11 protein-coding genes are annotated in these 13667 nt (G+C 72.6%); 1 reads left to right on the forward strand and 10 read right to left on the reverse strand.

Going from position 1 to position 13667, the window contains the following annotated elements; translation table 11 throughout:
• Window positions 1-1548, reverse strand: a complete 1548-nt coding sequence (locus ACIQ5Y_RS11985) for an MFS transporter (RefSeq protein ID WP_403878507.1) — start codon at window positions 1546-1548, stop codon at window positions 1-3.
• 106 nt (window positions 1549-1654) lie between these two features.
• Between ACIQ5Y_RS11985 and ACIQ5Y_RS11990 the strand changes: the two genes are divergently transcribed.
• Window positions 1655-3712: a prolyl oligopeptidase family serine peptidase gene (locus tag ACIQ5Y_RS11990; RefSeq protein ID WP_403878510.1), complete on the forward strand. Its 2058-nt coding sequence runs from the start codon at window positions 1655-1657 to the stop codon at window positions 3710-3712.
• Window positions 3713-3788: 76 nt separating this feature from the next.
• Here the strand turns inward: ACIQ5Y_RS11990 and ACIQ5Y_RS11995 are convergent, their stop codons facing one another.
• The 9 genes from ACIQ5Y_RS11995 to ACIQ5Y_RS12035 all read right to left on the reverse strand — a co-directional run bounded on the left by ACIQ5Y_RS11995 (window position 3789) and on the right by ACIQ5Y_RS12035 (window position 13663).
• On the reverse strand, window positions 3789-4811 hold the full coding sequence (locus ACIQ5Y_RS11995) for an ABC transporter ATP-binding protein (RefSeq protein WP_403878513.1): 1023 nt from the start codon (window positions 4809-4811) through the stop codon (window positions 3789-3791).
• Window positions 4808-5836, reverse strand: coding sequence for an ABC transporter ATP-binding protein (locus tag ACIQ5Y_RS12000; protein WP_403878516.1), 1029 nt, complete (start codon window positions 5834-5836; stop codon window positions 4808-4810). Before ACIQ5Y_RS12000 ends, ACIQ5Y_RS11995 begins: the two co-directional genes overlap by 4 nt.
• Entirely contained in the window at window positions 5836-6822 is a 987-nt protein-coding gene (locus ACIQ5Y_RS12005) for an ABC transporter permease (protein ID WP_403878519.1), read from the reverse strand. Before ACIQ5Y_RS12005 ends, ACIQ5Y_RS12000 begins: the two co-directional genes overlap by 1 nt.
• Window positions 6819-7886 (reverse strand): ABC transporter permease subunit, encoded by a 1068-nt coding sequence (locus ACIQ5Y_RS12010; RefSeq protein WP_403878522.1) that lies wholly within the window; start codon window positions 7884-7886, stop codon window positions 6819-6821. The genes ACIQ5Y_RS12005 and ACIQ5Y_RS12010 overlap by 4 nt, the downstream gene beginning before the upstream one ends.
• Before the next feature lie 20 nt (window positions 7887-7906).
• Complete coding sequence (locus tag ACIQ5Y_RS12015; protein WP_403878525.1) at window positions 7907-9649, reverse strand: ABC transporter substrate-binding protein; 1743 nt, start codon at window positions 9647-9649, stop codon at window positions 7907-7909.
• Between the two features lie 192 nt (window positions 9650-9841).
• On the reverse strand, window positions 9842-10558 hold the full coding sequence (locus ACIQ5Y_RS12020) for a GntR family transcriptional regulator (protein WP_403878528.1): 717 nt from the start codon (window positions 10556-10558) through the stop codon (window positions 9842-9844).
• Between the two features lie 56 nt (window positions 10559-10614).
• On the reverse strand, window positions 10615-11553 hold the full coding sequence (locus ACIQ5Y_RS12025; RefSeq protein ID WP_403878786.1) for an ornithine cyclodeaminase family protein: 939 nt from the start codon (window positions 11551-11553) through the stop codon (window positions 10615-10617).
• An 89-nt stretch (window positions 11554-11642) separates the two neighbouring features.
• Complete coding sequence (locus tag ACIQ5Y_RS12030; RefSeq protein ID WP_403878531.1) at window positions 11643-12662, reverse strand: proline racemase family protein; 1020 nt, start codon at window positions 12660-12662, stop codon at window positions 11643-11645.
• The gene (locus ACIQ5Y_RS12035) at window positions 12659-13663 is read right to left on the reverse strand and encodes a proline racemase family protein (protein WP_403878534.1); all 1005 of its coding nucleotides are present in this window, start codon (window positions 13661-13663) and stop codon (window positions 12659-12661) included. The genes ACIQ5Y_RS12030 and ACIQ5Y_RS12035 overlap by 4 nt, the downstream gene beginning before the upstream one ends.
• Between the last annotated feature and the right edge of the window lie 4 nt (window positions 13664-13667).

The following is a 13667-nucleotide window of genomic DNA, read 5'->3' on the forward strand; positions in this document are numbered from 1 at the left end:
CTAGACGCTCGTCGGCGTGTGGTTGCCCTGGAGCCGTTCGAGGTCCGAGGGGCGGACCTGGATGACGAGCAGCGCGATCAGCGCGCCGACCAGGGTGAACACGGCCGCCACCACGAAGGCCGCGCTGATGCCCGAGGTGAGCACCTGGTCGCTCCACGGCTTCGGGTACTGACCCGTGCGCTTGAACTGGAGCAGTTGTTCGGGGGTGGCGCTGCGCAGGAAGGACGGCGCCTGCTCCCTCGCCTCGTTGCGGCTGGCCGTGCCGAAGACCGTGACCAGGATCGACAGACCGAGCGAACCGCCGATCTGCTGCATCGAGTTGAGCAGTCCGGAGGCCGCCCCCGACTCCCGGTCGGGAACGTTGGACAGGGCCATCAGGGTCAGCGAGACGAACTGCAGGCCCATGCCGAGGCCGAAGATCAGCAGGGGGCCGAGGATGCTGCCCAGGTACGTCGAGTGGATGTCGGTCTGCGTCAGCCAGGCGAGTCCCGCCGCCGTGCACAGTGCTCCGGTGACCATGAAGGGCTTGGGTCCGAACTTCGGGAGCAGCTGCGAGGTGGCGCCGGCGCCCACCGCGATGATCGCGCTCACCGGCAGGAAGGCGAGCCCGGCCTGGAGCGGGCTGAAGCCGAGCACGATCTGCACGAAGAGCGTGAGGAAGAAGAACATGCCGAAGATCGCGCAGGCGAGCATCAGCATGATCCCGTAGGTCCCGGCCCGGTTGCGGTCGGCGAACATGTGCAGCGGGGTGATCGGCTGCGGCGAGCGGCGCTCGTTGAGGATGAAGAGGGTCAGCAGGACCACGGCGGCGCCGAACGAGCCGAGCGTGATGGGGTCGCGCCACCCGTCCTGGGAGGCCCGGATGAAGCCGTACACGAGTGCGACCATGCCCGTGGTGGACAACAGCGCTCCGGCGAGGTCGAAGTGTCCGGGGTGGCGTTCGGACTCGTGGATCACCTTCCTGGCCAGCAGGGCGATCAGCACGGCGATCGGAACGTTGACGAAGAACACCCAGCGCCAGTTGAGCCATTCGACGAGGATGCCGCCCGCGAGGAGGCCGATCGCGCCGCCGGCGGCGGAGACACCCGCGAACACGCCGAACGCCCGGTTGCGGGCGGGGCCTTCGCGGAAGGTCGTGGTGATCAGGGCGAGGGAGGTCGGGGAGGCGATGGCGCCGCCGACGCCCTGGAGGGCGCGGGCCGCCATCAACTGGCCTTCGTTCTGGGCGAGTCCGCCTAGGAGGGAGGCGAGTCCGAAGAGCAGGACGCCGGAGATGAAGACGCGTTTGCGGCCGAGGATGTCGCCCGTCCGGCCGCCGAGGAGCAGCAGGCCGCCGAAGGCGAGGGTGTAGGCGTTGACGACCCAGGAGAGGCTCTCGGTGCTGAAGTGGAGCGCGGTCTGGATGTGCGGCAGCGCGATGTTCACGATGGTGATGTCGAGGACCACCATGAGCTGGCAGGAGGCGATGACGAACAGTGCGAGACCGTTCCCGCTCCCTCGGACCTTGCCGTCGGTCCCCTTGGCGTTCGGCGATGCGTTCGCGTCCACCCTTTCGACGCTAAGCCCGCTCCCACGGGGTCACCACTCGAACGGCCTAGTCCCAGGCGCCCCGCACTTTGAGGAGTAGTGCAATTTCACATGTCAAACTACATTCATGGATGACTTCCTCAGGCTCTCCGCCGACACGGCCCGCTTCACCCACGGGGCCCCTCGCGCCTTCTCCTTCGGGGACGACGGCCGGCTGCTCTGGTTCCTCCGCTCGAGCGGTCCCACCGACGCCTTCGACGGTCTGTGGGTGCTCGACACCTCCACCGGAGCCGAAACCCGGCTTGCCGACCCCCGCGAGCTGTGCCCCGAGCCGGGCACCCTGCCCACCGCCGAGCGCCGGCTGCGCGAGCGGATCCGGCTCGTCGCGGCCGGCATCGGCTCGTACGCCCTCTCCGGCGACGGCCTGCGCGCCGTCTTCGCGCTGTACGGGCGGCTGTACGAGGTCGGCGCGGCCGGATCGGGAGCGCCCACGGAGATCCCGGCCGCGGGCCCCGCCTGGGACCCGAGGCCCAATGCCGACGGCACCCGCACCGCGTACGTCGTCGACGACGCCCTGTACGTCGCCCCCGGAGGCCGCGTCAGCCCCGACGACGGCGCCCGCTGGGGCGTGGCCGAGTTCGCCGCCGCCGAGGAACTGGGCAGGGCCCGGGGCCACTGGTGGTCACCGGACGGGGCGACCCTGCTGGCCGCCCGGGTCGACGAATCGGGCCTCCAGCGGCGCTGGTTCGCCGATCCGGCCCACCCCGAGCTGCCGCCCGAGGACTTCGCCTACCCCGAGGCGGGCGGCCCCAACGCCGACGTCCAGCTGTGGGTGCTGGGCCCGGCCGGGGAGCGGATACGGCTCGACTGGGACTCCGGGACCTACCCGTACGTCTCCGACGCGGGATGGGATTCGGCGTCGGAGATCCTGCTCACCGTCCAGGACCGCCTCCAGCAGCGCGTCCTGCTGCTCTCCGCCGACCCGGCCACCGGCCGCACCCGGGAGCTCTCCCGCACCGTCCACCCCCATTGGGTGGACCCGCTGCTCCCCGGCACCCCGGCCCGGCTCCCCGACGGGCAGATGCTGACCTGCGCCGACACCCCGGGCGGCGGCGCCCGCGCGCTCGCCGTCGGCGGGGTGCTGCTCACCGGCGAGGGGATCCAGATCCGCCGCGTCGCCGGGATCCACGCGGGCTCCCTGCTCGTCGAGGCCGCCCAGGGCGACCCCGCCGACCAGCAGGTGCTGCTGATCGACCCCGTCACCGGGAAACGGACACCGCTCGCCGACGGTCCCGGGGTGCACTCCGCCCTGGCCTCGGCCGGGACCCTCCTGCTGACCTCGGCCGACGCCGACGGGATCCGGCGTACCGTGCGCACCCCGGACGGGCGGGAGCTCTCCCCCGCCGACCTGTCCGAGCCGCTGCCCCACCGGGTGGTCCCGCTCCTGGAACGGGTCACCGAGCACGCCCTCCCCACCGCCCTGGTCCTCCCCCGCGGCCACGTCGCCGGCCGGCGGCTGCCCGTACTGATGGACAGCTACGGCGGCCCCGGCGCGCAGGACGTCAGCTCCGAACCGCGCCGCTGGCAGGCCCGCCAGTGGTGGGCCGACCAGGGCTTCGCCGTGGTCACCGTCGACAACCGCGGGACCGCGTACGTCTCCCCCGCCCACACCCACGCCATGTACCGCGGCTTCTCCGGGGTGACCCTCGAGGACCAGGTCGCGGCCCTGCCGGCGCTCGGCGCCCGCCACCCGGACCTCGACCTCGGACGGGTCGGGATCCGCGGCTGGTCCTACGGCGGCTACCTCGCGGCCATGGCGGTGCTGCGCCGCCCGGACGTCTTCCACGCGGCGGCGGCCGGAGCCGCGCCCACCGACTTCCGCCACTACGACACCGCGTACACCGAGCGCTACCTGGGCCTGCCCCAGGACCACCCGGAGGTGTACGAGCGGGACTCCCTGATCCCGGACGCGCCGAAGCTGACCCGCCCGCTGCTCCTCGTCACGGGCCTGGCCGACGACAACGTCCACCCCTCCCACACCCTGCGCCTGTCCCGGGCCCTCACGGACGCGGGCCGCCCCCACCAACTGCTGGCCCTCCCGGGCGTCACCCACATGACCCCGGGCGGCACCCGCGAGAAGCTGATGGCACTGGAGCTGGAGTTCTTCCGCCGCGAACTGGCCTGAGCAGGTTCCGGGACGCACGGAAGGGCCCCGGGGACGCCGTTGTCCCCGGGGCCCTTCCCCTTCCCCGAGATCCCCGTCAGTCACCGGGGAAGTGACATGCCACCTCCCTGGAGGCGGTGAGCCGCAGCAGCGGCCGTTCGGTGCGGCAGACCTCCTGCGCCTTGGGGCAGCGCGGGTGGAAGGTGCAGCCCGGGGGCGGGGCGGCCGGGCTCGGCGGGTCGCCGAGCAGCACGATCCGCTCCCGTCGCCGTTCCGCCGCCGGGTCGGGCAGCGGTACGGCGGACAACAGCGCCCGGGTGTAGGGGTGCTGAGGGTTCTCGTAGAGGGCCTTCTTGTCCCCGATCTCGACGATCCGGCCGAGGTACATGACGGCGACCCGGTCGCTGACCCGTTTGACGACCGAGAGGTCGTGCGCGATGAACACGTACGCCAGGCCCAGCTCCGCGCGCAGCCGCTCCATCAGGTTGACGATCTGTGCCTGGACGGAGACGTCGAGGGCCGAGACCGGCTCGTCGGCGATGACGAGGCGCGGGCTGGTGGCCAGCGAGCGGGCGATGCCGATGCGCTGGGCCTGGCCGCCTGAGAACTCGTGCGGGTAGCGGTCGATGTGCTCGGGGATCAGGCCGACCAGGTCCATCAGTTCGGCGGCGCGGCGGCGGGCGTCGCCCGCGCTCCAGCCCTGGACCAGCAGCGGGTCGGAGATGATCCGGGCGACGGTCTGGCGGGGGTTGAGGGAGGAGTGGGGGTCCTGGAAGACCATCTGGATGTGCTTGCGCACCGGCCGCAGGGCGCCGGGGGAGAGCCGGCTGATGTCCTTGCCCTCGAAGGTGACGGTGCCCGAGGTGGGCTCCAGCAGCCGTACGAGCATCCGGCCGGTGGTGGACTTGCCGCAGCCCGACTCGCCGACCAGGCCGAGGGTCCGGCCGGCCTCCAGGTCGAAGGAGACCCCGTCCACGGCGCGCACGGGCGCCCCCCGGCGCCCGGTCACGGACCGCTTCCCGGGGAAGGTCATCGTCAGGTCGCGGACGCTCAGCAGGGGCCCCGACGGCGGACCCTCCCGCTGGGCGACGGGCTGGGGGCGGGTGGCCGGGGCCGTCATCGGGACACCTCCGGGGCAGGGGTGGCGACGGCGGGCACCGCGCCGGCGAAGTGGCAGGCGGCCAGCCGGTCCGGCGAGCCGTACGGGCGCAGTTCGGGCCGCTCCTGCGCGCACTGACCCGCGGCCCCGGCCGGGGCCGCGGCGGCCACGGGGCAGCGGGGTGCGAAGGCGCAGCCCGGCGCCGGGGCGAGGAGGGAGGGAGGGGAGCCGGGGATGGACGGCAGCGGGACGTCGTCGGGGGTGTCGAGGCGGGGCAGCGAGTCGAGCAGGCCGCGCGTGTAGGGGTGGGCGGGTTCGGCGAAGAGGGCGTCGACCGGGGCCTGTTCGGCGGCCCGGCCGCCGTACATGACCAGCACCTCGTGGGCGACGCGGGCGACGACACCCAGGTCGTGGGTGATCATCACGACGCCGAGGCCGCGCTCCTGCTGGAGCCGGGCGATCAGCTCCAGGATCTGCGCCTGCACGGTGACGTCCAGGGCGGTGGTCGGCTCGTCGGCGATCAGCAGGTCGGGCTCGCACGCCAGGGCCATGGCGATCATGGCGCGCTGGCGCATGCCGCCGGAGAACTGGTGCGGGTACTCCCCCGCCCGGCGGGCCGGTTCCGGGATGCCCACCTCACCGAGCATGTCGACGGCCCGCTTGCGGGCGGCGGCCCGGCCGGCCTTGAAGTGGACCCGGAAGTGCTCGGCGATCTGCTCGCCGACGGTGTAGTAGGGGTGGAGGCTGGAGAGCGGGTCCTGGAAGATCATGGCCATCCGGCGGCCGCGGATCCGGGAGAGCTCCCGCTCGGACAGGCCGGTCAGCTCCCGTCCGTCGAGCGCGACGGAGCCGCCGACCTCGACCGCTCCCCGGTGCAGGCCCATGACGGCCAGCGAGGTGACGGACTTGCCGGATCCGGACTCGCCGACGATCCCGAGGGTGCGGCCCGCCTCGACGGTGAACCCGAGGGAGTCGACGGCGCGTACGGTCCCGCGCGGCGTGGTGAAGGTGACGCTCAGATCGCGTACTTCGAGGAGAGCGGCCATCAGTACCTCACTCTCGGGTCGATGACGGCGTACAGGAGGTCGACGACGAGGTTGGCGACGACGATGAAGAAGGCGGCGAGCAGGGTGACGCCGAGGACCACGGGCTGGTCGGAGTTGACGAGCGCCCCGTAGAACAGCCGCCCGATGCCGGGGAGTCCGAAGATGGACTCGGTGATGACGGCTCCGGCGAGCAGCCCGCCGAGGTCCATGCCGAAGATGGTCAGGATCGGGGTCATCCCGGAGCGCAGCCCGTGTTTGACGACGACCGTGCGCTCGGGCATGCCCTTGGCGCGGGCGGTGCGGATGTACGGCTCGGCCATCGCCTCGATCATCGAACCGCGGCTCTGGCGCGCGTACATGGCCGCGTAGAGCAGGGCGAGCGCGGTCCACGGCAGCAGCAGGTTGGCCGCCCAGGCGAGCGGGTCGTCGGTGAAGGCCTGGTAGGAGGGGTACGGGAGGAGGCCCGCGATCCGGATCACCCCGTAGATCAGCATCACGGAGGTGAAGTAGACGGGCAGGGAGGCGGCTGCGACCGCGCCCACCATCAGGGCCTTGTCGGTGGCGGTGTCCTTGCGCAGGGCGGCGGTGACCCCGGCGCCGAGTCCGAGGACCAGCCAGAGCGCGGCGGCTCCGACGGCGAGGGACGCGGAGACCGGGAGCCGGTCCATGAGCAGGTCCCAGACGGGCAGGGAGTTCTCGTACGAGTAGCCGAGGCAGGGGAAGTCGCACTGGACGGCGTACTGGCCGGAGCCGAGGGTGCGGCCGGTGAAGATCCCGGTGAGGAAGTCGCCGAACTGCCGCCACAGGGGCTGGTCCAGCCCCAGGTACGCGCGTACGTCGGCCAGCCGTTCGGCGCTGCAGGTCTTGCCGCAGGCGGCCGCGGCCGGGTCGGAGGGCAGGACGTAGAAGATGAGGAAGGTGACGGCGGCGATCGCGAGCAGCACTCCGGCGAGGGCGAGCAGCCGGCGGGCGAGGTAGAGGATCAACTGCGGCCGCCCCTCGGGTCGAGGATGTCGCGCAGGGCGTCGCCGAGCAGGGTGAAGGCGAGCACGGCGAGGAAGAGGAACACGCTCGGGATGACGAAGTACATGGGGTCGGTCTCGTAGAAGGCCACGGACTCGGCGATCATCTGGCCCCAGGAGGGGGTGGGCGGGCGCACGCCCACGCCGAGGTAGCTGAGCGCGGCCTCGGTGCTGATCATGCCGGGGATGAGCAGGGTGGTGTAGGCGATGACCGGGCCCGAGACGCCCGGGAGGATGTCGCGGGTCAGGATCCGCCAGGAGCCGGCGCCGCCGACGCGGGCGGCGTCGACGTACTCGCGGTGTCGGAGGGAGAGGGCCTGGCCGCGGACGACGCGGGCGACGCCGGGCCAGCCGAAGAGGCCGATGACGGAGGTCATCAGCACGAGCCGGTTGACGTCCTTGGCCACCGACAGCATCGCGATCATGAAGATGAGGGACGGGAAGGACATGGTCAGGTCCATGAGCCGGGACAGGACCGTGTCGGTGCGGCCGCCGAAGTAGCCGGCGGCGATCCCGGCGGCGGTGCCGGTGACGACGACGATGGCGGTGGCCGCGAAGGCGATGAGGAGCGAGACCTGTGCGCCGTGCACGACGCGGGCGAACAGGTCGCGTCCGGTGACGGGTTCGACGCCGAGCCAGTGGTCGGGGCCGATCCCGCCGAAGGAGCCGAGCGGCTGGCCGCCGAGGTAGGGGTCGATGGCGGTCTTGTCGAACTCCTCGGGGGACCAGCCGCCGAGGGCGCCCAGCCAGGGCGCGGCGAGGGCCATCAGGACGAAGAGGAGGACGACGCAGAGGCTGACGCGGACGGCGGGCCGCCGTCCGAGCTCCTGGCGGGCCAGTTGCCAGGGGCTGCTGCCGGTCGCCGCCGCGGGCCGGGCGGTGGCGGCTCCGGGGGCCGGGGCCGTGCTGGAGGCCGGGGCCGTACCGGGGGACGGGGCCGTGCCCCGGGCGGGGGCCGTGTCGGGGGGCGGGGTGTCGGACGGGCCGGGGGCCGCCCGGTCTTCCGGGACCGGTGCTGTGGTGGTCATGGGCGGGGGCTCCGGGTTCCTCAGCCCTGGCTCTTCGACGGGTCCTTGAGGCCGACCGTCCCGTAGTCGATGGTGCCGGTCCACACCGGGTGGCCGTACGCGCCCGCGATGTTCGGGCCGACGAGGAGCGGCTTGCGCTCCATGAGGATCGGGATGGACGGGGACTTCTTCATGATCTCGGCGTCGAGGTCGATCCACGCCTGGTTCGCCTGCTTCGCGTCGGCCATCGCGTTGATCTCGTCGATCCGCTTCATGACGGCCTCGTCGCGGAACTGGGCGTAGTTGCCCTGGTTCCCCTTGTCCTTGATGGTGCGTCCGTCGAACACGAACGGGATCCAGGTGGAGCCGGAGGGGTAGTCGGGGCACCAGCCGGTGTAGGTCATGTCGGGGGTCGTGGAGAGGTCGCCGATCGCGTCGTAGTACGCGCCGGGGTCGACGGTGTCGATGACCACCTCGATGCCGGCCCGGGACAGGCCCTGCTGGATGGCCTCCGCCCGGCCCTTGTCTCCGGTGGAGACCGCGAGGGAGACCTTCAGGTTCTCCTTGCCGGCGGCCTTGAGGAGTTCCTTGGCCTTGGCCGGGTCGCCGGCCGGGGCGATCTTCAGGGTGTCGGCCTGCTTGCCGCCGGAGAGGGCCGGGGGCAGGTAGGCGGTGGCGACCTCGTTGAGGGCGGGCCCGCCGGCCGCGGTGATGATGGCCTCCTTGTCGACCGCGTACTGCATGGCCTCGCGGACCTTGGGGTCGTTGAAGGGGGCGCGGGAGTTGTTCAGGTGGAGCATGACCGTACAGCCCTGGGACTCGGCGAGCAGGCGGCCCTTGATCTCGGGCTTGGGCAGCACCTTGGGGGCGCTCTCGGGGCGCATGTTGGCGTACTCGACGGCGGAGGCGTCGGCGCCCTCGCCGGCGATGATGCGGTCGTCGATCTGGCCGCCCTTGAGGCCCATGACGACCACGAACCTGTCCGGGTAGGCCTTGCGGACGGTGTCGGTCTTCGGGTCCCAGTGCTCGTTGCGGACGAGTACGAGCTTCTTGTCGCGGTCGTACGTCTCGATCTTGTACGGGCCGGAGGAGAACGGGCGGGCGTCGTACTGGGTGCCCTTCTCCTGGGCCTGCGGGACCGGCGCGAAGGTGGGGAGCGTGGCGGTCTGGGAGAACTCGGCGACGGGGCGCTTCAGTTCGAAGACGATCGTGCGGTCGTCGGGGGTCTTGATCGAGTCGAGGTGCTGCCCCTGGAGCGGACCCTTGTAGCCCTCGGCGCCGGCCAGGTACTGGGCGGCGTAGTCGGGGCCGCCGGTCAGGTCGGGGGCGAAGGAGCGCTCGACGTTGTACTTGACGTCCTGGGCCCTGATCGGCGAGCCGTCCTCGTACTTCAGGCCCTCCTTCAGGGTGAAGGTCCAGGTCCTGCCCCCGTTGGACGGGGTCCCGAGGTCGGTGGCGAGGTCGGGGACCAGCTCGCTGCCGGCCTTGCCGGGCTCCGCCTTGAAGGTGACGAGCGTGCGGTAGAGCAGGCGGGTGCCGAAGTCCATCGTCGGCATCGTCCAGTTGCGGGCCGGGTCGAGGTGGGAGAAGTCCTGGTTCGAGAGGACGGTGAGGGTGCCGCCCTTGACCGGGGTACCGCCGATGGTCTTGCCGTCGTTGGCGGCGGCGGGGTTGGAGGCACCCGAGCCCGCGGAGCCCTTCTTGGTGTCGGAGCAGCCCGATGCGCCGAGTGCGAGTGCTGCCACCAGACCGGTGGCGAGGGCGAGTTGGGTGCGCTTGGTCATGGTCACTCCAGTGAAGGGCCGCGCTCTACGATGTGACCGGTAACATAGTAATGTGAAATTGCACTGACAAGGGGTCGGCGCCGCCGTTATCCACCCGTGTCCAAATCCCTTGCACAGAACGCGCGTTGGGCCCGGACCGAGGAGGTCCGGGCCCTGCGAGAGGTGTCTGCCGCGCCTGCGGAGGCGCCGGGGTCAGCTCTTGGCGGCGCCGCCGAGAACGCCGGGGGTGCGGCCCACCGGCTCGTCGCGGCCCTGGGCCCAGAGGGAGCGGACGTGCCCGAGGTGGCGGGCCATGCACTCCTCCGCAGCCTTCGCGTCGCCGCTGATCATCAGGTCGAGCAGCTCGATGTGCTCCTCGGCCGAGGAGACCAGCTTGCCGGCCTCGTCCAGGCCGGTCAGACCGTACAGCCGGGACCGCTTGCGCAGGTCGCCGACCGTTTCGACGAGGCGGTCGTTGCCCGCGAGGGCGAGCAGGCTCAGGTGGAAGCGGCGGTCCGCCTCCAGGTAGCCGATGAGGTTGTGCTCGCGCGCACTGGTGACGATCTCCTCGGCGATGGGACGCAGCTCCTCCAGCTGCTCGACCGTGGCCGTCTTCGCGATCCGGCCGATGGTGGGGACCTCGATCATCGTGCGCAGCTCGGTGTACTGGTCCAGGTCGCGCTCGCTGACCTCGGTGATCCGGAACCCCTTGTTGCGGACGGGTTCCACCAGGCCCTCGCGGGCGAGGTCGAGCATCGCCTCACGCACGGGGGTGGCCGAGACCCCGAGTTCGGCGGCGAGGCCGGGGGCGGAGTAGACGCTGCCCGGGCGCAGTTCGCCCGCTATCAGGGCCGCCCGGAGGGCGTGGCCGACCTGGTCGCGCAGCCGCTCCTGGGCCTTGATGAGACTGTGCTGCTTGAGGTCACCCATTGCTTTTCCTCCGATGGCCCGTACACCCTCGATGGGCAGAGGAACAGCGTACAATGTCACGTTGCGCCGCTCGCCCCGGCGGCCTCGAACAACGCGACCGCCACGGCAAGATCCTCCCAGGCCATGCCCACGCTCTTGAAGAGCTGTGGACAACTCCGCGGCCCGCCGGGCGGCATCCGTCCGGCGACCAGGTCGGCGAGGGTGCCGGTGATGTGACCGGGCCCGATCGCGCCTTCGGCCTCCGGGACCAGGAGGTCCCCCGCCTCGCGCAGGGCGGCCGCGCGCGACTCCACGTACACCGCCGCCCGTCGCACGAGGGCGGTGTCCGTCTCCCGGGCCGTCGGCTCGTGGGAGCCGACGGCGACGACGGTGGCTCCCGGGCGGACCAGGCTCCCGTCGAAGAGGGGTTCGCGGGCGGTGGTGCAGCAGACGACCAGATCGGCGTCGGCCACGTCCTTCGCGGTGCCGCTGCGGGCCACCGGCAGCCCGAGCCCGCGGGCGTGCGCGACCAGCCGGTCCCCACCCCCGGGATCGCGGGCGACGACCACCACCTCCGCCAACTCCCGCACCGCGAGGACCGCTTCCAGATGCCCGTACGCCTGCGGTCCCGAGCCGAAGAGCACCAGCCGCAGCGGCCGGCCCTCCGGCGCCAGGTACCGCAGCGCCAGGGCGGAGACCGCCGGGGTGCGCAGGGCGGTCAGGGCCGCGCCGTCGAGCAGGGCCCGCGGGTTCAGCGTCGGCCCGTCCAGCAGCAGGTAGGACCCGGTGATCCGGGGCAGCCCCCGGGCGGGGTTCCCGGGCGCCACCCCGGCGATCTTCACTCCGGCGTACGAGGCGGACGCGGCGGGCATCAGCAGGAGTTCGCCCCCGCCCGGCACGGGCAGCGCGGTGCGCTGCGGGCAACCCTCGGGGTCGAGGCCGCCGAGCAGGACGGCGGCCAGGGCGTCGGCGGCCTCGGCCGGGGCGAGCAGCCCGGCGATGTCGGCGGCGCCCAGCTGCCGGAGCCCTCCCGCGACCGAGCCCACCACGGCGGTCGCCGGCACGGCGGTCGCCGGCACGGCGGGCCTCCTCGTATCCGGTCCCTTCAAAGGAGGAACCCCGTCCCGAGCGCGTCGTTCGGGTCGACGGTGAAGGCGTGCTCACCGGTGCGGTACGCCGTGCCGGTGACCTCCGTGACGCCGTCCGGGAAGATCCGCCCGGTGAACACCGTGCCCGTGACCGACTCGTGCAGCAGGTCCTCCCCCGGCGCCAGCCGCCCGTCCTCCGCGAGCAGCGCGAGCCGCGTCGAGGTGCCGGAGCCGCAGGGCGAGCGGTCGATCTGCCCGTCGGCGAAGACGGTGACGTTGCGCTGGTGCGGCCCGAAGGGGGTGTCGGGCAGCTCCTCGTGGAGGACCACCCCGTACACCCCGGAGAGCAGCGGGCCGTCGGGGTGCCAGGTCGCCGGGTGGGTGGCCAGGGCGGCCCGGATCTCCCGGCCCGCCCGTACCAGGTCGGGCAGGGCCGCCCGGGTGACCTCCAGGCCGAGGTCCCGGGCGCGGACGGAGGCGTAGCAGGCCCCGGCGTGCGCGATGTCCGCCTCGGCGAGTCCGAGGGTGGTGGCGACGGGCACCTTGCGGGCGCTCACCCGGGCCGGGACGTTGCGGAATGTGATCCCGGTGGTGCGGCCGCCGGCCCGGTGCACGGTGGCGGTGACCCGGCCGGACGGCACGTCGATGCGCACCGGGGCGTCCCCGTCGTCGGGGGCGGGGACCAGGCCGCTGTCCACGGCCCAGGCCCCGAGGGCCATGGTGCCGTGGCCGCAGGCCGTGGAGTATCCGTCCTTGTGCCAGAACAGCACCCCGAAGTGGGCCCCGTCGTCGTCGGCCGGGACGACGAACCCGCCGTACATCCCGGCGTGCCCGCGCGGCTCCTGGACGAGCAGCCGCCGTACGTCGTCCAGGGGGCCCCGGCGCGGAGCGGTCCCGGAACCCCCCGGGCCGATGGCGGTGGCGCAGCGTTCGGCGACGGTGTCCCCAGGGACGGGGGGCATGCCTCCGGCGGACGCGTCGACGATGCGGAAGGGCTCGCCGGCGGTGTGGTAGTCCACCGTGCGGACGGTGATCACAGGAGGAACCCTCCGGGGAAGGGGTCGGTCGGGTCGAGGAAGTACTGCGCGGTTCCGGTGATCCAGGCCCGGCCGGTGACGGTGGGGACCACGGCGGGCAGACCGCCGACGGTGGTCTCGCCGACGAGCCGGCCGGTGAACTCCGTGCCGATGAAGGACTCGTTGACGAAGTCGGTGTCCAGGGCGAGCAGGCCCCGTGCGTGCAGCTGGGCCATGCGCGCGCTGGTGCCGGTCCCGCAGGGCGAGCGGTCGAACCAGCCGGGGTGGATGGCCATGGCGTGCCGGGAGCGGCGGGCGTCGGAGCCGGGGGCGGCGAGGTAGACGTGTTTGACCCCGGCGATGGAGGGGTTCTCGGGGTGGACCGGCCGGTCGTCGCCCGCGTTGATCGCGTCCATGACGGCGAGGCCGGCGGCGATCAGGTCGTCCTTGCGGGCCCGGTCGAAGGGCATTCCCAGGGCGTCGAGTTCGACGAAGGCGTAGAAGTTGCCGCCGTACGCCAGGTCGTAGGTGATCGTGCCGAAGCCGGGGACCTCGGTCTTCAGGTCGAGCCCGACACTGAAGGAGGGCACGTTGGTGAGGGTGACGGCGGTCGCCGCCCCGTCCTCGACGCGGACGTCGACGCTCACCAGTCCGGCCGGGGTGTCGAGCCGGACGGTGGTGACCGGCTCGACGACCGGCACCATGCCGGTCTCGACGAGGACGGTGGCGACCCCGATGGTGCCGTGCCCGCACATGGGGAGCAGGCCCGACACCTCGATGTACACGACGCCGTAGTCGGCGTCGGGGCGGGTGGGGGGCTGCAGGATGGCGCCGCTCATCGCGGAGTGCCCGCGCGGTTCGTACATGAGCAGGGTGCGGACGTGGTCCATGTGCTCGATGAAGTGGAGCCGCTTCTCGGCCATGGTCGCGCCGGGGATCACCCCGACGCCCCCGGTGATCACCCGGGTCGGCATGCCCTCGGTGTGCGAGTCCACCGCGTGGTAGATGTGACGCGTACGCATGGGT

The sequence above is a fragment of the Streptomyces sp. NPDC096339 genome (assembly GCF_044762985.1).
In the GTDB taxonomy this organism is placed as follows: Bacteria; Actinomycetota; Actinomycetes; order Streptomycetales; family Streptomycetaceae; genus Streptomyces.